Origin of the sequence: Nonomuraea fastidiosa, from assembly GCF_042751225.1 — a bacterium.
Classification (GTDB): Bacteria; Actinomycetota; Actinomycetes; order Streptosporangiales; family Streptosporangiaceae; genus Nonomuraea; species Nonomuraea fastidiosa.
The window spans coordinates 6,310,380-6,330,426 of the sequence record NZ_CP170570.1 but is presented as its reverse complement, the minus strand read 5'-3'; the positions used below and the strand labels follow the sequence as shown (position 1 = coordinate 6,330,426).

The following is a 20,047-nucleotide window of genomic DNA, read 5'->3' as shown; positions in this document are numbered from 1 at the left end:
GCTTCCCCGGCCGGCTCCGGCTGCGCCGCCGGCCGGCACGCGGAGCGGCTGCGCCGTCGGCCGGTTCCCGGCGCAGGCGCGCCCTCCTCCCGCTCTGCCCGCCTCCCACCGCACGGGCGCAACCCACAGAACGGGTTGAGGTCCCGGAAGGAGAAAGTGGGGAGCGGCGGGCCGCTGGAGCCGCAAGGGGCGGAGTGCCGATGCCACAGGCGGGCGGCGGGCCGTCGCGCAGGCGAGCCCCTCAAGGGCGGAGTGCCGATGCCGGAGGCGGGCGGCGGGCCGTCGCGCGGTGCGGCCTTGAGAGCCGGGGTCGGCGCGGGTGGGACGTCGGGGCCGGAGGGCGAGGCGGCGGGGTCAGGAGCCGGGGGCGGGGGGCTGAGGGGCGGGGTTCTCGGGCGGCTGTTCGGGGTCCATGGGGAGGATGACGCGGAACAGGGCGCCCTTGCCGGGTTCCGACTCCGCCATGATGACGCCGCCGTGCGCCTCCACCAGGGTCGCCGCGATCGACAGCCCCAGCCCGGAGCCGCCGGTGCTGCGGGCCGGGTCGGCGCGGTAGAAGCGTTCGAACACGCGCTCCGCCACCTCCGGCGCGAACCCGGGCCCCTCGTCGGCGACCTCCACCACCGCGTGGTCGCCGTCGATCCCCACGCGGATCTGGAAGGGGGTGCCGGGCGGGGTGTGGGTGAGCGCGTTGGTGACGAGGTTGTTGAGCACCTGGCCGAGCCGGGTCTCGTCGCCGGTGACGACGACCTCGCCCTCGCCGTCGAAGAGCCGTACCAGCTCGATCCGCCGGTCGGGGGCGAGCGTCTGGGCGTCGATGACGGCGGTGGCGCACAGGCTGAGCAGGTCCACGGGCCGCATCGCCAGCTCGCGCCGCTGGTCCAGGCGGGCCAGCAGCAGCATGTCCTCGACCAGCAGCCCCATCCTGGCGGCCTGCCCCTCGATGCGGCCGAGCAGCCGTACGGCCTCGTCCAGGTCCTTCTTCTCCCCCAGCCGGTACAGCTCGGCGAACCCCCTGATGGAGGTGAGCGGCGTGCGCAGCTCGTGCGAGGCGTCGGCCATGAACCGGCGCATCAGCTCCTCGGAGCGGCGGGCGGCGGTGGCGGACTCGCGGGCCGCCTCGGCGGCCTCCTCCCGTTCGCGGACCGCGCTCTCGATGCGGGCGAGCATGGTGTTGAGCGAGCGGCCGAGCCTGCCGACCTCGGTGGTGCCGGCCCAGAGCGGCACGCGGCGCGACAGGTCGCCGCCGGCGATGTCGTTCGCGGTACGCGCGATCTCGCCGAGCGGGCGCAGGCTCCTGCGTACCAGCCAATAACAGAGGAACCCGAGGACGGCGAGCGTGCCGCCGCCGGCCACCGCCACGATGAGGGCGAGCTGGGAGACGGTGGCGTCCACCTCGCCGAGGCTGATGGCCATCATCCTGTTGTGGCCGTCGCGGGCGGGCGCGGCGACGACCCGCCAGCTCGGCCCGCCCGCGGCGGTGGACTCCACGGTGAACGGGCGTCCGGCGCGGGCCCGCACCTCGGCGCCGGTCATGCGGGGCAGGGCGGGCCTGTACTCCTCGGTGGACTCGCTGAAGGTCCTGACGACGTCGCCTTCCGGGCTCAGCACGACGCCGTGGAACAGGCCGAAGAAGCGCTGCGGACGCCCGTCGGCGCGGGGCTCGACGGGCAGCGGGGCCTCGCGCGGCATGGCGGCCACGTGAAGCTGGCGATCGACGCGTTCGACGAGATAGCTGCGCAGCAGCCGCACGGCGAACAGGCCGGTCAGTGTGATCGCGAGGGTGACCAGCAGCAGGGTGGCCGAGACCAGCCGCAGCCAGAGCGGCGTCCTGGACAGGTGCTTCCTGATCTTCTTCATAGGCGGGGCGGGCGCAGGATGTAGCCGACCCCGCGCAGGGTGTGGAGGTACTTCTCCTCGCCGGTGTCGATCTTGCGGCGCAGGTAGGAGACGTACGACTCGACGAGCCCGACGTCGGTGCGCCAGTCGCCGTTCCAGACGTGGTCGAGAATCTGCTTCTTCGACAGCACCCGGCCCACGTTCAGCATGAAGTAGCGCAGCAGCCGGAACTCGGTGGGCGACAGCCGTACGAGGACGCCGTCGCGCCAGACCTCGTGACTCTCCTCGTCCAGCTCGACGTCGGCGACCCGCAGCCGGTTCGGCGGCGGGGTGCCGCGGCGGGTCCTGCGCAGGATGGCCCTGATGCGCGCGATGACCTCCTCGAGGCTGAACGGCTTGGTCACGTAGTCCTCGCCGAGCCCCAGCCCGGCGATGCGGTCCTCCGGCGTGTCCTTGGCGGTCACGAAGAGGACGGGCACCCGGCGGCCGCGGGACCGCAGCCTTCCCGCGACCGCCAGGCCGTCCAGGTCGGGCAGCATCACGTCGAGCATCACCAGGTCAGGCGAGCTCTCCTCGGCCACCCGCAGGGCCTCCTTGCCGTCGGCCGCCGTCAGCACCTCGAACCCGGCCATGCGCAGGCTCGCCGAGAACAGCTCCCTGATGTTGGGTTCGTCGTCGACCACCAGCAGCCTGGCCTCGGGTTCGCTCATCGCGGGCCCCCTCCTCGCGGCGCGGGGCCGCCCTGGGTGATGGAGGTCGCGGTCACCGCGCCGCCGGCGCCGGGCGTGCCGCGTACCACGATCGTGTCGCCCGCCTTGAGGTCGGCGAGCTCGCCCGGCTTGGAGATCAGCACGGTGGTCTCGCCGGTGGTGGCGACGGTGACGGTCTCGCCGGCCGCGGTCTTCAGGTGGATCGTGCCGTCCTCGACCTTCTCGATCGTGCCGGCCGTACCGCCCGCTCCTCTGCCCTGACCACCGAAGCGGCCCGGCTGCCGGGCGCGCTGCCCGGCGCCGGCCTGCTCGCCGGTCGCCTGCCGCGCCGCGCCGGCCAGGGGGCCCGCCTGGGGGCCCGCACCGGCCCGGGACGTCGAGCCGAACGCGCTGTGCGCCTGGATGCCGATGAGGATCCCGGCCACCAGCACGACCCCGGCGCCGAGCGCGAGCGTGACCTTCGAGACGCCCCTCGCCGGCCGGACGGCGAGCTCCTCACGCAGGTCGCCGGGGAACGGCGAGGAGTCCAGCTTGTCCATCTCCTTCTCCTTACTCGTGGCGCAGGGCCTCGATCGGCCTGAGCTTGGCCGCCCGGTTGGCGGGGTAGCCGCCGAAGAACAGCCCGATCCCCACCGAGACGCCCAGCGCCAGCACGACCGACGACGGCACGAGGACCGGCTCGATGCCGGCGATGCTGAACCGGGTCCCTGCGAACGCCACCAGCACCCCCGACAGCCCGCCGACCAGGCTCAGCAGCGTGGCCTCCATGAGGAACTGGCCCAGGATGGCGCTCCTGGGCGCGCCCAGCGCCTTGCGGATGCCGATCTCGCGGGTGCGCTCGGTCACCGTCACCAGCATGATGTTGGTGATGCCGATGCCGCCCACGAGCAGCGAGATCGCGGCGACCGCGGCGAGCAGCACGGTGAAGGTGCCGGTGGCCTCGCTGACGGTCTCCTGCAACGTCGCCTGGTTGAGGAGGCGATAGTCGGGGTTGTGGGGGTTCGTGATGCCGTGTCGTTGGTTGAGAATAGCGGTGACCTCCGCCTGGGCCGCCGAGGTGGTCTCCGCTCCGGTCGCCTGCACGACGATCTGGTTCAGCGAGCCGAACCCGCTCAGGCTCTGCTGTACGGCGGGCAGCGGCGCCACGGCCACGTCGTCGGCGTCCTGCGCGCCGCTCGACCCGGCCGCCTTGAGCACCCCGACCACCGTGAACGGCACCCCCTTCACGCTGACCTGCCGGCCGATCGGGTCGGTCGCGCCGAACAGCTCGTCCGCGACCGTCTGGCCGATGACCATGACCTTCCTGGCGGCGAGCACGTCGTCGTTGTAGAAGTAGGCGCCCTTCGCGACCGGCTTGTTGACGGCCTCGAAGTAGCTCGGGTAGGTGCCGACGAGCTGCGCGATCGGGTGGCTCGCGGCGCCGTACACCGCCTGGGCCGCGGAGACCGTCACCACCGGCGAGACGCTCTTCACCGACGGGGCCAGCGTCTTGTCCGTCAGCGCCCTGGCGTCGGCGAGGCTGAGCTGCCTGGCCTGCGTGCGCGGCCCGGTGTTGCCGCCGGAAGGCCCGCGCTGGCCCCCTCCTCCGGAGAACGACGGCGAGATCGTCAGCGTGTTGGCGCCCAGCCGCTGGATGTTCTGCTGGATGCTGCGCGAGGAGCCCTCGCCGATGGCCACCAGCATGATCACGGCGGCCACGCCGATGAGGATGCCGAGCGTGGTCAGCGCGCTGCGCAGCTTGTTCGCCAGCAGGCCGCGCAGGGCGAAGCGGAGGATCTCGATCTGGTTCACCGGGCGGCCTCCACCAGGCGGGGCGGCGGGCCGTCCACCGGGGCCTGGCGGCGGTCGTCCACGATCTCGCCGTCCACCAGCCGGATCACCCGCTTGGCGTGCGCGGCCACGTCGTCCTCGTGTGTGATCAGCACGATCGTGCGGCCGGACGCGCTGAGCCCGTCCAGGATCTGCAGGACGTCGGCCGTCGAGGCGGTGTCCAGGTTGCCGGTCGGCTCGTCGGCGAGCAGCAGCGCCGGGGCGGTCACCAGGGCCCTGGCCACGGCCACCCGCTGCTGCTGGCCGCCGGAGAGCCGGTTCGGCTCGTGGTGCACCCGGCCGGCCAGGCCGACCCGTTCCAGCGCGGCCAGCGCGCGGGCGCGCCGCTCGGCCGGGGCGACGCCGCCGTACACGAGGGGCAGCTCCACGTTGGCCAGCGCGCTCATGCGCGGGATCAGGTTGAACGCCTGGAAGACGAAGCCGACGCGGCGGTTGCGCAGCACGGCGAGCTGGTGCTCGTCCAGGCGGCCCACGTCGGTGCCGTCGATCTCGTACGTGCCCGAGGTGGGGACGTCGAGGCAGCCGAGGATGTTCATCAGCGTGGACTTGCCGGAGCCGGACGCGCCCATGATGGCCACGTAGTCGCCCTGTTCGACGTCGAGGCTGACGCCGCGCAGCGCCCGTACCTTGGCCTCGCCCTCGCCGTACTCCTTGACCAGGTTGCGCACCCGCAGGACCGGGACCGTCATCTGCGGCCTCCGCCGGGGAAGCCGCCGCCGAACCGCCGGCCGTCCGGGCCGCTTCCGGTGCCGCCGGTCGGGGTGGAGGGCGGCACGATCTGCTCGCCCTCCGACACGCCGGAGACGATCTCGGTGAGCGCGGCGCCCTGGACGCCGACCTCGACCGGGGTCCTGACCTGGCGGCCGTCCCTGAGCACGGTGACCGTGGTCTGCCCGCCGCTGGTGGAGACCGCGGTGGAGGGGACGGTGACGACGTTCTCGGCCCTGCCGACCACGACCTCGACCGTGGCGGTCTGTCCCAGCCTGACCTGCTCCGGGACCTTTGTGAACGTGATCGTCACCGGGTAGCGCACGACGTTGTCGCTGGTGGCGGCGACCGGCTCGATCTGCGTCACCTTGCCGGTCGCGGTCACGCCGGGCAGCGCGTCGAACGTGATCGTGGCCTGCTGGCCCTTCTTGAGACGGCCGGCGTCCGACTCGGTGAACGTGCCGACGAGGCGGAGCTTGGTGGTGTCGGCCAGCTCGATGAAGCCGCCCGCCGCCTGGTCGCCTCCTGCGCCCGTGCCGCCGGTGCTCTGGCCTCCGACGGAGCCGTTCACCGCGGTGACCGTGCCCTTGAACGGGGCCTTGATGACCGTGGCCGCCACCGTGCGCTGCGCCTGCCGGTAGGCGTTGCGTGCCTTGATGTAGGCGGCGTAGAGCTGCGCCGTGTCCGTGCCGTCCGCCACGGCGCTGTCGTACGCGGCCTTGGCCGCCGCCAGGTTCTCCTGCGCCGCCGTGTCGTCCAGCCTGGCCAGGATGTCGCCCTTGGCCACCTTGTCGCCGGCCTTGACGTAGATCTTCTCGACGGTCCCGCTCGTACCGAACGACAGAGCGCGGGCCCGCGCGCTCTCGACCGCGCCCGAGGCCGACACCGACGCGGTCACCGAGCCGCGGCTCGCGGTCACCGTGCGCACGGCCGTCTCACCCGCGGCCCGGTCCGTGCCGAGCTGCGCGTACACGAGGCCGGCACCGCCCAGCAGGAGCACCGTGAGCACCCCGTTGGTCACCAGCGCCCTGCGTCTGATCGACACCTTCACGAGCGGTGACCCTCGCACACCAGGCTGTGACGCAGCCGCGAGCAAGCTGAACGTTCGCTGGACGACGGCGGCGTCCCGGCGGCGTCCAGGAAACTCTGAGGGTGCGCGCAGGCTGCGGCCAACCTGCTCGGCCAGGATGTCCCGTCATGAGACCGACAATCGCGCTGGGCGGGCTCGCCCTCGCCGTGCTCATGGCCGGGACCGGCCTGGCGCTGGCGCTGCGCGACGACCCCGTGCCCGCCGCCCAGGTACGGCTGGCCGCCGCGCAGCGCGGGCAGGTCACGGCCTCGGTCAGCGCGGCGGGCAACACCGTGGACGGCTCCCGTCGCGACCTGGCGTTCGGCTCGGCCGGGACGGTGACGAAGGTGTACGTCAAGGTCGGGGCCAAGGTGAAGAAGGGCCAGGTGCTGGCCAGGATCGACGGGCGGGCGGCGCGGGAGGCGTACGAGGCGGCCAAGGCGGATCTCGCGGCGGCTCAGGAGGCGCTGGACAAGGCGTCAACGGCCGCTGCGGGCGGGACGCCGCCGGGGTGCGCATCGGCGGCTGGGGGCGTGGCGGGGCCCGAGGCGCCGTACACGCCGCATCCGACGCCCACGCCCGAACCCGGGGAGCCCGGGCCGGAACCTCAGCCGACGGTGACGGTCACCGCGACGGCCACCGTGACGGTCACGGCCACGGTCACCGCCACTCCCCCACCCGCCCTTGACGAACCACCCGCCACCCCATCCGACAGGCTCCAGGGCATTCCCGGGACCGGTGACGCCGACGAGGCCGGCGAGACGCCGCAAGCGACCACCCCCGGTCCCTCGTCAAGACCCGCCACCAGCGGCAGGCCGGCGGCCACCGGCAGACCGACGACGGCGAGGACGTCCAAGGAGTCCAAGCCCCGCACCGAACGGGACAGCTGCGCGCAGGACGGAACCCGGCAGGCGAGGACCGGCGGCCGGCCGGCCAAGGGAGGGCTCAGCACCGAACAGGCCACCGCGAACGTGGAACGCGCCGAGGCCGCCGTCGAGGAGGCCGCGGACGCCGTACGGGGGACCAGGATCGTCGCCCCGGCGGCGGGCACGGTCCTCTCGATCGCGGGCGCGGCCGGTGACAAGGCCGGGACCGGCGCCTTCATCACCCTGGGCGACCTGGACGAGCTGCAGGTGCGGGCGATGGTCACCGAGTCCGACGTGAACCGGCTGAAGGTCGGGCAGAAGGCCGCGATCACGCTGGCGACCCGGGCCGGGGAGCGGTACGCGGGCACGGTGACGGCGATCGCGCCCGCCGCGACGGTGTCAGGGCGGCTGGTCCAGTACGGGGTGACGCTGGCCTTCGACAAGCCACCGTCCGGGCTCATGCTCGGCCAGACCGCCTCGGTGACGATCACCACGGACGAGGTCAAGGACGCGCTGTACGTGCCGGCGTCCGCCGTTCGCAGCCGTCCCGACGGGACCCAGGTCGTCACCGTACGCGCCGGAGGGCGGGACGCGGCCAAGGTGGTGCGCACGGGGGTGCGCGGCGACCAGTACGTACAGGTCGTCTCGGGGCTGAGCGAGCAGGACCAGGTGGTCATGCCGGGCGGCACGTCGGGCGAGTTCCCCGACGCGAGCTGGCCCGGCACCTGAGCCGACCGGGCCGGACGGTCACCACCCGCCCGTCCGGCCCGGTCACCCGGCCGGACCCCGGCATCACCTGCCACCGCCGGGGCCCGGCCACCCCACCCGCGATTGAGCAAACCCACAGCCGCCTTTCAGCAACCTTCCAGAGAACCTCCCCGCCTGCGCGGCGTCGGAGGGCGACGCGCTTCGGCGCGGCGAGCACCGCGGCCGGCCGGACGACCCAGCGGGCGGTGACGGCCGGCAAGCGGTCCACGCGGGTCGGTCCGTGTCCCGGCCAGGCCACATCCGCCGGGCGGGCATCCGGCAGCGTCCGGGCGGGCGGCGCCCGGAGGACGTCCGCAGTCCGCCGTCAAGCCGACAAGGGCAAGGCGGCGCGCAGGGCGGTGGCGTCGGTGAAGTGGACGGCGCGCATGCCGGCGCGCCGGGCGCCCTCGACGTTCTCCTCGCGGTCGTCGATGAAGACGATCTCGGACGGGTCGGCGCCGATGCCGCGCGCCAGCTCGTCGTAGATCGCCCGGTCGGGCTTCACCAGGCCCATCCTGCCGCTGTAGAAGCGGTGGCCGATGGCGGAGATCCAGGGGAGCTGGTCGAGGCCGTCGCCGACGCAGATGGGCGCGTTCGACAGCAGCGCCACGTCACGTCCGGCGTCGAGCAGCTCGGCGAGCAGCCCGACCGTGCCCGGGTCGGGGTTGGCCCAGCTCGCGACGTCCATGGCGACCAGCCGGGCGACCTCCTCGGCGGTGGCGGTGCGGCCGAGCACGGCGCTCCAGTACGCCTGCGGGCTCAGGTCGGCACGGTCGAAGGCGAGGCGATGTTCCCAATAGCCGCGCTGGAACTCGTCGGGGTCGGCTCCCACCGCCCGCGCCATCGCCTCGGCGTCGGCCGCCGATTGGGGCAGGGAGAGCACGCCGCCGTAGTCGAACACGATCCACGTCATGCGAGGAATGGTCGCAGATGCGCGCCGAGCGCCGGGCAGCCCAGGTACTTCTCGGCGGTGTGGAAGTCGATCCAGTCGAGGTTGACCAGCTCTTCGGCGTCCACGCCGGTGAAGCACCCGGCCAGCTCGGGCGGGATGGCGGCGATGTCGTCCTTGTCGGCGATGTTCACCCAGCGGCGTACGCCCGGCGGGCGCTCGCCACGGCCGTTGACGAGGGCCGGCAGGAGGCGTTCGAAGACGACGTTGCGCATGCCGAGCGGGCTGCCGAGGGTGACGAGCAGGTCCACGCCGATGTCCGGGCAGGCCCACAGCGCCTCGTACGTGACCACGCTGCCGAGCGAGTGCGCGATGACCACGCGGGGCCGACGCCGCCGGATGACGTCGGCCACGAGCCCCCGGCACTTCTCCCGCCTGCCCTGGTCGGTGAGGTACGTGGCCACCTCGGGCGCGAACAGCTTGGCGAACGCCGCCGACCGCTCGTCCAGCTTGTCCAGCAGCCAGCCGGTGAACGACTTGAGCGCGCCCGTGACGTGCTCGCCGATCCCCAGGTTCTTGGCCCACTCGGCGAGGACCTGGTGGGCCTGCGCCTCCATGGCCTCTTTGGGCGCCGCGTCGAGGTCGCCGCCGTCGTTCAGGAGGTGGGAGTAGTAGGCGATCTCCGCGAAGTAGGGCTTGGCCTCGCCGCCGAGTGCCGCGTGCAGGTAGCGGTCCCACTTGCGGCGCATGGCCGCCTCCGCGCCGGGCACCGAACGTCCGGCTCTGAGGTAGTAGTCGTACTTGCCGATTCCGTGCACGCCGACGATGCCGGGCATCGCGCCTCCCCCATCCCCGTGTCCTCTCGCGCGATAGTGGCATACGCCGCCGCCCGCCGGGGCGTCAACGGAAGGATGAAGCGGAAAATGCCGTTGCAGGCGGTATATGCCGCCGGTATACGGTGACATGTCGTACGTAGCAGCACTTCGCGAACAGGAGTCTCCCGCCATGCCCGGCCCGCTGATCGTCAACGACTCGGTCGTCATCCCCGACGCCGAGCTCGTCTGGCGTTTCTCGCGTTCCTCGGGTCCTGGCGGCCAGGGCGTCAACACCACCGACAGCCGGGTGGAGCTGATCTTCGACATGTCCGCGACCACGGCGCTGCCGCCCGCGCTCAAGGCGCGGGCGCTCAGCCGGCTCGGCAGCGGCACGATCACGATCGCCGCCTCCGAACACCGCTCCCAGCTCCGCAACCGCGAAGCCGCCGCCAACCGGCTCGCGCAGCGGCTGCGCGAGGCGATCGCCCCGCCGCCCAAGCGCCGGCGGCCGACCAAGCCCAGCCGGGGCGCGGTCGAGCGGCGCATCGCCGCCAAGAAGCACCGCTCCGACCTCAAGCGCCTCCGCCGCGACCCCTGACCGCTCACTCGCCGGTCTCCAGCGACCGCGCTTCCGGCCGCACGCCCTCGCCACCCCACCGGGGGTTCGGCCCGCTGCCCGCCACCGGCGGGCCCGCCATCCGGCGGCGAACGGCCGGCCCGCACGTCGCCACCGCGCGTCGGAGCCACTGTTCGGACCGTGAACGGCCCACCGCACCGGGGCCCATCCCCCGCCGCGAACAGCCCACCGCACCGGGGCCCATCCCCCGCCGCGAACAGCCCACCGCACCGAGGCCCACGCCCCGCCGCGAACGGCCCGCTCCTCTCCGCTATGCCGGCGCCACCTCACGTCTGCGCCCGTCACCGGCCTGACGCGGCCGCATCCCTCTGCCTCGGCCCGCCGGAAGGGCGGCTTGCGGCGTGGAAACCCTCCCGGCGCGTCAGGGGACGATGAGGCGGGGAAGGGCGGTGATGGTGGCCGAGAGGTAGCCGGCCACCGCCTGCGGAATGAGGTTCCGCGCGAAGAGCTCAGACCGCTTCAGCGGTACGCGTTCCACCTCGTACACCCCGCGCGCAGGATCGGAGAACTCGGGGCCGGTGCGCAGCGCGGGGTCCATGGTCACAAGACGGCACCCGTACACGTGCTGGGTCTTCACCTCGCCCATCCACGGGTAGGACACGGTCACGAGGTGGCGCACCGCGTAGACCGTGGCACCCAGCTCTTCCAGCAGCTCGCGATGCAGAGCGTCCTCGAGTGTGCCGTCCTCCGGCTCGACGTGCCCGCCCGGCACCGTCCAGTAGCGCGCGCGTCCCGGCACCGTACGACGGAACAGAACGAGCCGCTCGTCGTGGTCGAGAAGGACACCACGGACACTGGGTCGCATATATCCACCCTATTTGACCGGTATGTCCTTCGGGTAGCCTAACCTACGGTACCGTAACCTGAAGGAGAAGATCTTTTATGGCGATGACTCAGACGGAGCTGCTGCACGAGCTCGAGCCCGTCGTGGCCCGAGAACTCGACCGCCACGAGAAGATGGCGAAGGAGTGGTTCCCGCACGAGTACATCCCGTGGAGCGAAGGCCGCGACTTCGACGGCATCTACGGGGGTGAGGCGTGGCAGGAGAGCGACTCCAAGCTCCCCGAGGCCGCGAGGGTGTCGCTCATCGTCAACCTCCTGACCGAGGACAACCTGCCGAGCTACCACCACGAGATCGCCACGACGTTCGGCCGCGACGGGGCCTGGGGCACGTGGGTGCATCGCTGGACCGCCGAGGAGGACCGCCACGGCAGCGCCATCCGCGACTACCTCACCGTGACCCGCGCCGTGGATCCCGTGGCTCTTGAGCGCGCCCGCATGCGCCACATGGAGCAGGGCTTCAAGACCGAGTACGCCACGATGCTGCAGCAGATCGCGTACGTCTCCTTCCAGGAACTGGCCACCCGCATCGCACACCGCAACACCGGCAAGGCCTCCGGCGACGAGGGCTGCGAGCGCCTGCTCGCCAGGATCGCCGCCGACGAGAACCTGCACATGCTCTTCTACCGCAACCTGCTCAAGGCGGCCTTCGAGCTCGACCCCAACCAGACCATGCGGGCGGTCACCGACGTCGTGACCACCTTCCAGATGCCCGGCCAGGGCATGGAGGGCTTCGCGCGCAAGTCTCTGATCATCGCCAACGAGGGCATCTACGACCTGCGGCTGCACCTGGACGACGTGCTCATGCCGGTGCTGCGGCAGTGGTCGGTGTTCGACAAGACCGGGCTGGACGACGAGGGCGAGAAGGCGCGGGAGGAGCTTGCCGCGTTCCTGGCCAAGACCGACGCGACCGCCACCCGCTTCGTCGAGCGCCGCGAGGAGCGGCGCGCCCGCATGGCCGCCCGCCAGTGACCCGCCCGGCGACGACTCGGAAGTGACCCCGCCAGGGGCAAGGCGGTATCGCCCGCCCGCGCCCCCGGTCCGCCCGTGCGGGCGGTGACCGGCACTCCCCGGCCGCCCGTTCGTGCCCCGGCGAGGTCCGGCAGGCCGGCTGGTGGTGGTTCGTCCTCAGCGAGGATCATGATGTGGCGATCTGCGGTGACGTGGGAGGATCCTGCCCCATGGACTTCCCCTCATCGGTCGTCGTCGGGATCGCCACGCTGCTGACGATCATGCTCCTCGCGGTCGTCACGCAGCGGCTGCTGGGCGTCAGGTTCGGGGCGCTGCGCACGTTCCTTGCGGCGCTGCTCGCGCTCGGGCTGGGCCAGTCGGTGCTGCGGCCGATCGTCGCCACCGTGGTCCCGGCGGACGGCCGTCAGCCGCCCGACGCGGCCGCGCTGGGCGTGCTGCTGCTGGTCCTCATGGCCATGGTGCTGATCCCCATGGCGCTGCTGGTGCTGGCCGAGGCTCTGGTGCCGCCCGGGTCGGTGCCGGGGCCGCTGGAGCTGGCCAGGTCCGTACGCGGGCGGCTGTCGCGGGCCAGGCGCTACTCGCAGATCACCAGGATCGCCGTCAGGCACGGCCTCGGCCCGTACCTGCGCGGCCGGGGCGAGCGCCTGGACGACCGGTCGGGCAAGCTGCGCCTGGCCGCGTCGCTGCGTGCGGCGCTCGACGACGGCGGGGTGACGTTCATCAAGCTCGGCCAGGTGCTGTCCACCCGGCGCGACCTGCTGCCCGCCGAGTTCGTCGAGGAGCTGGGACGGCTGCAGGACCAGGTCGCCCCGGCCCCGTGGGAGCAGATCGAGCCGGTGCTGCGCGAGGAGCTGGGCGGGCCGGTCGACGAGGTGTTCGCCGCGTTCGACCGTACCCCGCTGGCCGCCGCCTCCATCGGCCAGGTGCACGCCGCCCGGCTCCACTCCGGCCGCGAGGTCGTGGTCAAGGTACGGCGGCCGGGCATCGAGGCGGTCGTCGGCCGGGACCTGGAGATCGTCCGGCGGCTGGCCGCCACGCTGGAGAGCAGGACCCGGTGGGGCCGCTCGCTCGGCCTGTGCGACCTTGCCGAGGGGTTCGCCACGGCGATCATGGAGGAGCTGGACTTCGGCGTCGAGGCCGCCAACATGGCCGCCGTCTCGGCCTCCCTCCCGGCCCGCGGCTCAGGCGACCGGGGCGGGTCCTGGGGCTCCGGGAGCTCCGGGAGCACGGTGCCGGTGAGGTATCCCGCGCCGATCAGCGCGATGTGCTCCGAGCGGGTGCTGGTCATGGAGCGCCTGTCGGGACGCCCGGTCACCGCCGCCGACCCCGGCCAGGGGACACGCCTCGCCCGTGGCCTGCTCGACTGCCTGCTCAGGCAGATCCTGATCGAGGGCGTCTTCCACGCCGACCCGCACCCCGGCAACCTCATGCTGCTGGACGACGGCACGCTCGGCCTGCTCGACTTCGGCTCGGTGGGCCGGCTCGACGGCTCCGTCCGCGCGGCGCTGCAGCGCTTCCTGCTGGCCATGAACCGCCAGGACCCCCTCGGCGTCACGGACGCGCTCCTGGAGGTGGTGCCGCGCCCTGAGGAGATCGACGAGCCGGCGCTGGAGCGGGCCGTCGGGCAGTTCATGGCCCGGCATCTCGGGCCCGGTCTGGACAGCGCGCAGCTCTTCACCGACCTGTTCAAGATCGTCTCGGCGTACGGGCTGTCGATCCCGCCCGAGGTGGCCGCCGTCTTCCGCGCGCTCGCCACGCTGGAGGGCACGCTGGTGCGCCTGTCGCCCGGCTTCAACCTCATCAGCGAGGCCCGCGCGTTCGCCGGACGCTACCTGTCGGAGCAGATCACGCCCGAGACCGTCCGCGATTCGCTCACCCAGGAGCTGACCGCCCTCGTGCCGATGCTGCGCCGCCTGCCGCGCCGGGTCGAGCGCATCGCCAGCGCCGCCGAGCACGGCCGGTTCACGATGAACGTGCGGCTGCTCGCCGACGAGCGCGACCGCCGCTACCTGACGGGCCTGCTGCACCAGGTGCTGCTCACGGTGCTGGGCGCGACGGCGGGGCTGATGGCGGTCATCCTGCTGACCACCGACGGCGGGCCCGTGCTGACGGGCTCGACGACGCTGCTTCACCTCATCGGCTACAACCTGCTGATGATCGCCGCGATCCTGGGCCTGCGCGTGCTGGCGCTCATCTTCCGCCGCCCGAGGGACTCCGATGTGCGGGAAGGCGCACGCTGAACCGGCGTTCCGCCGGGTACGACGCGCGCTCGTCCGGGTACGCGCTGGGCACATGTCCGGCCGGACCGGTACACCCCGAGCCGACGTCACAAAGGCGACGGTTCGGGGAAGACTGTGCGCCTCTTGACTTCTGCATGGTCTTGGACATCCGCGGCATCGGGCAGGTTCCCGGTAACACCGGAACCCCTTGGGAGCAGTGGGTGAAAATCATCGGGATCGCCGCCAGTCTCCACGCGGGGTCATTCATCACCAGATTGCTGGACGCGGCAGGCGGCGAATTGCCGGAGAGCGTGCGTTTCGAGGTGTGGCGGGGGCTGAGCGATATCCCGCCGTACCAGCCGGGGCCCGTTCCCGCACCGGCGCGGGAGCTGGTCTCGCTGGTGGCCGGGAGCGACGCGATCCTGCTCACGGCTCCTGAGCACAGCCTGCTGCCGATGGAGCTGACCCACGCACTGGACTGGATGGCCGCGCGGGACGGGCTGGCGGGCAAGCACGTGGCGGTGATGAGCGCGAGCGCGCGGGCCTGCGGTGCCATGTGGGCGCAGGCGGAGCTGTACAAGCGTCTGCTCGGGGCGGGCGCCGTGGTGTCGGGCGCCGAGCTGGTCATCTCGCCGGCCTGGCCGCACTTCGACGACAACGGCCACCTGACCTCCGCCGACCTGCGCGATCAGGTGCGGCGGGTGATCCGGCAGCTCTGCCCTGCCGAGGTCATGGAGCCGGCGCTTTCGGTGCTGTGACGCGGGCGCGCCCGGCCTCCCCGCGTGAGCGGGCGGCGAATGCCGCCCTGCCCGCGCCTCGTCGCGCCACCCCGGCCGAGCCGGGCTCAGATCAGGTCGATGAGCTCGGCGACCGACTCGACGACCAGGGACGGCCGGTACGGGAACCGCTCGATCTCCCGCCGCTGCGTGACCCCGGTGAGCACGAGGATCGTGTAGAGCCCGGCCTCCATGCCCGAGACGATGTCGGTGTCCATGCGGTCGCCGATCATCGCCGTGGTCTCGCTGTGCGCCTCGATCTCGTTGAGCGCGCTGCGCATCATGCGCGGGTTGGGCTTGCCGACGAAGTACGGCTCCACGCCCGTGGCCTTGGTGATCATGGCGGCGACGGCGCCGCAGGCCGGCAGCGAGCCCTCGGTGGAGGGGCCGATGGGGTCGGGGTTGGTGGCGATGAAGCGGGCGCCGCCCTCGATGAGCCGGATGGCGCGGGTGATCTGGGTGAAGCTGTAGGTGCGGGTCTCGCCGAGCACCACGTAGTCGGGGTCGAGGTCGGTCAGCACGTAGCCGACCTCGTGCAGCGCCGTGGTCAGCCCGGCCTCGCCGATCACGTACGCCGACCCGCCGGGCCGCTGGTCGTCGAGGAACTGCGCGGTGGCCTGGGCGGAGGTCCAGATGGACTCGGCCTGGCACGTCGAGGCCGGCGTTCGCGAGGCGGACGGACAGGTCGCGTGGGGTGTAGATCGAATTGTTGGTCAGGACCCGGAACTTGCGCCCCGACTCGCTGAGCTTCTTGATGAATTCGTCCGCACCGGGGATGGGCCGCCCTTCATGAACGAGCACGCCGTCCATGTCGGACAACCAGGCGTCGATCCGCTTACGCTGAGTCACGCGCCCATCGTACCGATAGGGCCTTATCGACTTCCCGTCCCGCAGATGAAGAATGTTCCCCATGTCGTTCACTGAAACCGCCCAAGACATGCGGGACGAGATCGTCCAGCTCAGGCGCTCCCTGCACACCACCCCCGAGATCGGCCTGCACCTGCCGCGCACCCAGGAGAAGGTGCTGGCGGCTCTGGAGGGGCTGCCGCTGGAGATCACGACCGGGTCCGCGCTCAGCTCGGTGACGGCCGTGCTGCGCGGCGGACGTCCTGGCGGCGGACAGGCCCCGGCGGTGCTGCTGCGGGGCGACATGGACGCGCTGCCCGTGACCGAGAAGAACGACCTGCCGTTCATCTCCCAAGAGCCGGGCCGGATGCACGCCTGCGGCCACGACCTGCACACGGCGATGCTGGTGGGCGCGGCGCGGCTGCTGAGCGCGCGGCGCGACGAGCTGGCCGGCGATGTGATCTTCATGTTCCAGCCGGGCGAGGAGGGCCACGACGGCGCCAAGCACATGATCGAGGAGGGCGTGCTGGACGCGGCGGGCTCCCGCCCGGTGGCCGCGTACGGCATGCACGTGGTGTCGTCGGTGCTGCCGCCGAAGGTGTTCGCGTCGCGGCCGGGGCCGCTGATGGCGGCGGCCGACACGTTCCTCGTGACGGTGAAGGGGCGCGGCGGGCACGGCTCGACCCCGCACCTGTCGCTGGACCCGATCCAGGCCGCCTGCGAGATGGTGACCTCGATCCAGGCCATGGTGACGAGGACGTTCAACGTGTTCGACCCGGTCGTGGTGACGGTCGGCAAGTTCCAGGCGGGCTCGGCCGACAACATCATCCCGGACGAGGCGCACTTCGAGGCGACGGTGCGGACCTTCAGCAAGGAGAACCGGGCGCTGGCCAAGCGGCGGCTGGTGGAGGTCGTGGAGGGCATCGCGGCCGCGTACGGGATGACGGCGGAGACGTCGTTCGGCATGGGCTACCCGGTGACGGTGAACGACCCGACGGAGGCGGAGTTCGCGGGCACGACGGCCGACGAGCTGTTCGGCCCCGGCCGCTACGCCGTCGCGCCGAACCCGATCATGGGCTCTGAGGACTTCTCGTACGTGCTGGAGAACGTGCCCGGCGCGTTCATCTTCCTGGGCGCCTGCCCGCCGGACCGCGACCCGGCGACGGCCCCCTACAACCACTCCCCCGACGCGGTCTTCGACGACTCGGTGCTGCCCGACGGCGCCGCCCTGTACGCCGCTCTGGCCCACGCCAGGCTCGCGCGGGCGGCCGCCACGAGCGGGGAGCCAGCGTGAACCGGGAGGCCGCGTGAACCGGGAGGCCGCGTGAACCGGGGAGGGAGCTGACACATGCGCGCCTGGGTGGTGGAGCGGCCGGGGCCCATCGCGTCGGGGCCGCTGCGGCTGATCGAGCGGGAGACGCCCGTGCCGGGGCCCGGCGAGGTCCTGGTGCAGGTGGAGGCGTGCGGCGTGTGCCGTACGGACCTGCACCTGGCGGAGGGCGACCTGGAGCCGCGCCGGCCGCGCACCACCCCCGGGCACCAGGTGGTCGGCAGGATCGCAGGCGGCGGCCGCCGGGTGGGCGTGGCGTGGCTGCGCTCCACCTGCGGCCGGTGCCGCTACTGCCGCAGGGGCATGGAGAACCTGTGCCCGGACTCGACGTACACGGGGTGGGACGCCGACGGCGGCTACGCCGAGTACGTCGTCGCCCGCGAGGACTACGTCTACCCGCTGCCCGACGACCGGCCGGCCGAGTGGCTGGCGCCGCTGCTGTGCGCGGGCATCATCGGCTACCGGGCGCTGGCCCGGTGCGACCTGCCGCCCGATGGGCGGCTCGGCATCTACGGCTTCGGCGCGTCGGCGCATCTGACCGCGCAGGCGGCCATCGCGCGGGGCGCCGCCCTTCATGTGGTCACGCGGTCGGAACAAGCACGTAGGCTGGCGCTTGAGCTGGGCGCGGCCTCGGCGAACGAGCACCGGCCGCCCGAGCCGCTGGACGCGGCCATCCTGTTCGCGCCGGTGGGCACGCTGGTGCCGCCTGCGCTGGAGGCGCTCGACCGGGGCGGGACCCTCGCCGTGGCGGGCATCCATCTGACCGACGTCCCGCCGCTCGACTATGAGCGGCACCTGTTCCAGGAGCGCACGCTGCGCAGCGTGACGGCCAACACCAGGGCCGACGGGCGGGCGTACCTGGAGCTGGCGCTCGCGCATCCGCCGCGGGTGTCGGCGGTCCCCTACGCCTTCGAGGAGGCGGACCGGGCGCTGGCCGATCTGGCCGCCGACCGGGTCAACGGGGCGGCCGTCTTGACCCTGACCTGAGGTTTTACTTGATGGCGCTGAGCGCCACTTCCTACACTCATGAAGGAAAGTTACATTAGCCTCACAACCGCTGGAGATTATTGACGCCGATCTGGCGCGATCGTAATGTCCGGTCAATCCCTAGAGACATCCCCCGGAGCGGCAAATGAAGCGACTGGCAGCGGTAGTGGCGTTGCTGGGCCTTGCCACCGCGACTGCAGCGTGCAGCGGTGGCACCACCAACAAGTCCGGGTCGGGCGGTGGAGGCGGCGGGCTCTTCACCACGATCGATGTGAACAGGCCGGGCCTCGACGCGTCGGCGCCCGCGAATCCCTGGGCCCCGAAGGGCAACTCCTTCCAGGGCTACAACGCCATGAAGCTCGGCTGGGTCAAGAACCACCTGACCGACCCGAACCAGTTCTACCCGGGCATCGCGGCTAGCTGGGAGATCGCGCCTGACAACTCGTCGATCACCATCCACCTGCAGCCGAACGGCAAGTGGTCCGACGGCAAGCCGATCACCGCAGAGGACGTGAAGACCTCGATCGGCCTCGCCTACACCACCGGCAGCACCGCGTTCGCGACCACGCCCGGCGCGGCCGGCCTCGCGGCCGACATCGAGGTCGTGGACGACAAGACCATCAAGGTCACCCAGGACATGAGCAACCCGAGCTCGAAGTTCGCCCGCGGTGTCATGGACAACTGGGTCGTTCCCGCGCACGTGTGGGGCAGCCTGCTGCCGGCCGACTTCTGGGACAAGCTGAAGACGGCCCAGGGCGACGGCCCCGACGCCGAGAAGGCCCGCGAGGAGATCACCGGCCTGGGCCAGAAGGTGCTGTCCTTCGCGCCGCCCAAGGACGTCTCCGGCGGTCCGTTCACGCTGGAGCGGGTCAACCCCGGCGAGGCGCTGCTGGTGAAGAACAAGAACTTCTACAACGCCGCGAACGTCGCTCCCGACCAGGTCAAGTTCCTGAACTACAGCGGCAACGAGCAGATCTGGAACTACCTGTCGGCCGGCAAGCTCGACCACTCCGGCTTCGTCGCCGCGCCGCCGGACGTGATGAACCGGATCAAGCAGGCTCCGGGCTCGCAGACCATCACCGGCTTCTCGCCGGTGGCCGTCGGCATGGCGTTCAACCAGTCCAAGAAGCCGTACGACAACGTGCACGTGCGCCGCGGCCTGGCCTACCTCATCGACCGCCAGCAGGTCACCAAGGTAGCCTCGCCCGACGGCGGCACCCCGGCCGTGACGACCTCCGGCATCCACCAGAAGCCCGCGCAGGAGTGGATCGGCGACGAGCTGAACAAGCTCGAGCCGTACAACCACGACGTCGCCAAGGCCGAGGCGGAGTTCAAGGAGGCCGGTCTGCAGAAGAAGGACGGCAAGTGGACGCTGGCCGACGGCACCCCGTGGAAGGTCAGGATGACCGCGCCGTCCGGCTTCTCCGACTGGATCTCCGCCCAGGAGAACATCAAGAGCCAGCTCGTCGAGAACGGCGTGGACGCCGAGGTCGTCACCGTCGCCGACTACCCCGTCTACCTGGAGGAGCTGGCGGCCGGCAAGTACGACGTCGGCTTCTGGCTGATGGCGCTCGGCCCCGCGCCGTACGACATCTTCCAGCGCCTCTACGGCGCCTCCAACGGGTGGACCAACGTCGCGGGCAAGGTCAAGCACAGCGCCCCCGGCAAGGGCGGCAACTGGATGGGCGGCCCTGAGGAGATCGAGGTCGAGGGCGTCGGGAAGGTCAACCCCGGCGAGCTCACCGCGAAGCTGAACTCCGCCACCGCGGAGGAGGCCAAGCCGATCATGGTGGAACTCGCCAAGACGGCCAACCAGGACCTACCGGTCATCCAGCTCTGGGACTACGTCAACACGCAGTTCGTCAACACCTCTCGCTTCACCGGGTGGCCCGAGCAGGACAGCGACCTGCTCCGCCTGCCGGCCGGTGTCTGGATCCAGCTCGGTCTGATCAAGGCCAAGCAGTAGA

17 protein-coding genes and 1 pseudogene are annotated in these 20,047 nt (G+C 72.0%); 8 read left to right on the top strand and 10 right to left on the bottom strand.

Translation table 11 applies throughout. From position 1 onward, the window contains the following. Positions 1-354: 354 nt before the first annotated feature. Genes ACFMQL_RS29085 through ACFMQL_RS29060 form a run of 6 tightly spaced genes read right to left on the bottom strand, consistent with a single transcriptional unit; the run spans position 355 to position 6,138 of the window. Complete coding sequence (locus tag ACFMQL_RS29085) at positions 355-1,860, bottom strand: sensor histidine kinase (protein ID WP_378787964.1); 1,506 nt, start codon at positions 1,858-1,860, stop codon at positions 355-357. Next, on the bottom strand, positions 1,857-2,549 hold the full coding sequence (locus tag ACFMQL_RS29080) for a response regulator transcription factor (protein WP_364054151.1): 693 nt from the start codon (positions 2,547-2,549) through the stop codon (positions 1,857-1,859). The genes ACFMQL_RS29085 and ACFMQL_RS29080 overlap by 4 nt, the downstream gene beginning before the upstream one ends. Further along, entirely contained in the window at positions 2,546-3,088 is a 543-nt protein-coding gene (locus tag ACFMQL_RS29075) for a hypothetical protein (protein ID WP_364054154.1), read from the bottom strand. Before ACFMQL_RS29075 ends, ACFMQL_RS29080 begins: the two co-directional genes overlap by 4 nt. A gap of 10 nt (positions 3,089-3,098) precedes the next feature. Then, positions 3,099-4,340 carry an ABC transporter permease gene (locus ACFMQL_RS29070; protein WP_378787961.1) on the bottom strand — a complete coding sequence of 414 codons (1,242 nt, stop codon included), beginning with the start codon at positions 4,338-4,340 and terminating at the stop codon, positions 3,099-3,101. Continuing rightward, complete coding sequence (locus ACFMQL_RS29065; protein WP_364054160.1) at positions 4,337-5,068, bottom strand: ABC transporter ATP-binding protein; 732 nt, start codon at positions 5,066-5,068, stop codon at positions 4,337-4,339. Before ACFMQL_RS29065 ends, ACFMQL_RS29070 begins: the two co-directional genes overlap by 4 nt. Next, positions 5,065-6,138, bottom strand: a complete 1,074-nt coding sequence (locus ACFMQL_RS29060; protein WP_364054163.1) for an efflux RND transporter periplasmic adaptor subunit — start codon at positions 6,136-6,138, stop codon at positions 5,065-5,067. Before ACFMQL_RS29060 ends, ACFMQL_RS29065 begins: the two co-directional genes overlap by 4 nt. A gap of 146 nt (positions 6,139-6,284) precedes the next feature. On the opposite strand from ACFMQL_RS29060, the gene ACFMQL_RS29055 reads away from it, so the two are divergent. Further along, positions 6,285-7,751 carry an efflux RND transporter periplasmic adaptor subunit gene (locus ACFMQL_RS29055; protein ID WP_378787959.1) on the top strand — a complete coding sequence of 489 codons (1,467 nt, stop codon included), beginning with the start codon at positions 6,285-6,287 and terminating at the stop codon, positions 7,749-7,751. Positions 7,752-8,094: 343 nt separating this feature from the next. Here ACFMQL_RS29055 and ACFMQL_RS29050 read toward each other — a convergent pair whose 3' ends face one another. Together ACFMQL_RS29050 and ACFMQL_RS29045 are read right to left on the bottom strand one after the other, a co-directional pair. Beyond that, the gene (locus tag ACFMQL_RS29050; RefSeq protein ID WP_364054169.1) at positions 8,095-8,682 is read right to left on the bottom strand and encodes an HAD family phosphatase; all 588 of its coding nucleotides are present in this window, start codon (positions 8,680-8,682) and stop codon (positions 8,095-8,097) included. Beyond that, the gene (locus ACFMQL_RS29045) at positions 8,679-9,494 is read right to left on the bottom strand and encodes a hypothetical protein (RefSeq protein ID WP_378787957.1); all 816 of its coding nucleotides are present in this window, start codon (positions 9,492-9,494) and stop codon (positions 8,679-8,681) included. Before ACFMQL_RS29045 ends, ACFMQL_RS29050 begins: the two co-directional genes overlap by 4 nt. 169 nt (positions 9,495-9,663) lie before the next feature. Here ACFMQL_RS29045 and arfB point away from each other — a divergent pair, with 169 nt between their 5' ends. Next, entirely contained in the window at positions 9,664-10,071 is a 408-nt protein-coding gene (gene arfB, locus ACFMQL_RS29040; protein ID WP_378787955.1) for an alternative ribosome rescue aminoacyl-tRNA hydrolase ArfB, read from the top strand. Between the two features lie 400 nt (positions 10,072-10,471). Here the strand turns inward: arfB and ACFMQL_RS29035 are convergent, their stop codons facing one another. After that, positions 10,472-10,915 carry an NUDIX hydrolase gene (locus ACFMQL_RS29035; RefSeq protein ID WP_364054175.1) on the bottom strand — a complete coding sequence of 148 codons (444 nt, stop codon included), beginning with the start codon at positions 10,913-10,915 and terminating at the stop codon, positions 10,472-10,474. A gap of 77 nt (positions 10,916-10,992) precedes the next feature. Here ACFMQL_RS29035 and ACFMQL_RS29030 point away from each other — a divergent pair, with 77 nt between their 5' ends. The 3 genes from ACFMQL_RS29030 to ACFMQL_RS29020 all read left to right on the top strand — a co-directional run bounded on the left by ACFMQL_RS29030 (position 10,993) and on the right by ACFMQL_RS29020 (position 14,899). Next, complete coding sequence (locus ACFMQL_RS29030; protein WP_364054178.1) at positions 10,993-11,922, top strand: acyl-ACP desaturase; 930 nt, start codon at positions 10,993-10,995, stop codon at positions 11,920-11,922. Between the two features lie 209 nt (positions 11,923-12,131). Next, the gene (locus ACFMQL_RS29025) at positions 12,132-14,162 is read left to right on the top strand and encodes an AarF/UbiB family protein (RefSeq protein WP_364054181.1); all 2,031 of its coding nucleotides are present in this window, start codon (positions 12,132-12,134) and stop codon (positions 14,160-14,162) included. A gap of 200 nt (positions 14,163-14,362) precedes the next feature. Further along, positions 14,363-14,899 (top strand): NADPH-dependent FMN reductase, encoded by a 537-nt coding sequence (locus tag ACFMQL_RS29020; protein WP_364054184.1) that lies wholly within the window; start codon positions 14,363-14,365, stop codon positions 14,897-14,899. A gap of 86 nt (positions 14,900-14,985) precedes the next feature. Here the strand turns inward: ACFMQL_RS29020 and ACFMQL_RS29015 are convergent. Further along, a pseudogene (locus ACFMQL_RS29015) lies at positions 14,986-15,727 on the bottom strand (HAD-IIA family hydrolase). A gap of 100 nt (positions 15,728-15,827) precedes the next feature. On the opposite strand from ACFMQL_RS29015, the gene ACFMQL_RS29010 reads away from it, so the two are divergent. From ACFMQL_RS29010 to ACFMQL_RS29000, 3 genes are all read left to right on the top strand, one after another. Next, positions 15,828-17,057 carry a M20 family metallopeptidase gene (locus tag ACFMQL_RS29010; RefSeq protein ID WP_364054190.1) on the top strand — a complete coding sequence of 410 codons (1,230 nt, stop codon included), beginning with the start codon at positions 15,828-15,830 and terminating at the stop codon, positions 17,055-17,057. 54 nt (positions 17,058-17,111) lie between these two features. Beyond that, complete coding sequence (locus ACFMQL_RS29005; RefSeq protein ID WP_364054193.1) at positions 17,112-18,080, top strand: zinc-binding alcohol dehydrogenase family protein; 969 nt, start codon at positions 17,112-17,114, stop codon at positions 18,078-18,080. A 145-nt stretch (positions 18,081-18,225) separates the two neighbouring features. After that, positions 18,226-20,046 (top strand): ABC transporter substrate-binding protein, encoded by a 1,821-nt coding sequence (locus ACFMQL_RS29000; RefSeq protein WP_364054196.1) that lies wholly within the window; start codon positions 18,226-18,228, stop codon positions 20,044-20,046. The last annotated feature ends 1 nt before the right edge of the window (position 20,047 follow it).

Excerpts from the sequence above, each read along its gene's own strand:
- ACFMQL_RS29085 (WP_378787964.1), bottom strand. The coding sequence starts at position 1,860 with ATGAAGAAGATCAGGAAGCACCTGTCCAGGACGCCGCTCTGGCTGCGG.
- ACFMQL_RS29080 (WP_364054151.1), bottom strand. The coding sequence starts at position 2,549 with ATGAGCGAACCCGAGGCCAGGCTGCTGGTGGTCGACGACGAACCCAAC.
- ACFMQL_RS29075 (WP_364054154.1), bottom strand. The coding sequence starts at position 3,088 with ATGGACAAGCTGGACTCCTCGCCGTTCCCCGGCGACCTGCGTGAGGAG.
- ACFMQL_RS29065 (WP_364054160.1), bottom strand. The coding sequence starts at position 5,068 with ATGACGGTCCCGGTCCTGCGGGTGCGCAACCTGGTCAAGGAGTACGGC.
- ACFMQL_RS29055 (WP_378787959.1), top strand. The coding sequence starts at position 6,285 with ATGAGACCGACAATCGCGCTGGGCGGGCTCGCCCTCGCCGTGCTCATG.
- ACFMQL_RS29050 (WP_364054169.1), bottom strand. The coding sequence starts at position 8,682 with ATGACGTGGATCGTGTTCGACTACGGCGGCGTGCTCTCCCTGCCCCAA.
- ACFMQL_RS29045 (WP_378787957.1), bottom strand. The coding sequence starts at position 9,494 with ATGCCCGGCATCGTCGGCGTGCACGGAATCGGCAAGTACGACTACTAC.
- arfB (WP_378787955.1), top strand. The coding sequence starts at position 9,664 with ATGCCCGGCCCGCTGATCGTCAACGACTCGGTCGTCATCCCCGACGCC.
- ACFMQL_RS29035 (WP_364054175.1), bottom strand. The coding sequence starts at position 10,915 with ATGCGACCCAGTGTCCGTGGTGTCCTTCTCGACCACGACGAGCGGCTC.
- ACFMQL_RS29030 (WP_364054178.1), top strand. The coding sequence starts at position 10,993 with ATGGCGATGACTCAGACGGAGCTGCTGCACGAGCTCGAGCCCGTCGTG.
- ACFMQL_RS29025 (WP_364054181.1), top strand. The coding sequence starts at position 12,132 with ATGGACTTCCCCTCATCGGTCGTCGTCGGGATCGCCACGCTGCTGACG.
- ACFMQL_RS29010 (WP_364054190.1), top strand. The coding sequence starts at position 15,828 with ATGTCGTTCACTGAAACCGCCCAAGACATGCGGGACGAGATCGTCCAG.
- ACFMQL_RS29005 (WP_364054193.1), top strand. The coding sequence starts at position 17,112 with ATGCGCGCCTGGGTGGTGGAGCGGCCGGGGCCCATCGCGTCGGGGCCG.
- ACFMQL_RS29000 (WP_364054196.1), top strand. The coding sequence starts at position 18,226 with ATGAAGCGACTGGCAGCGGTAGTGGCGTTGCTGGGCCTTGCCACCGCG.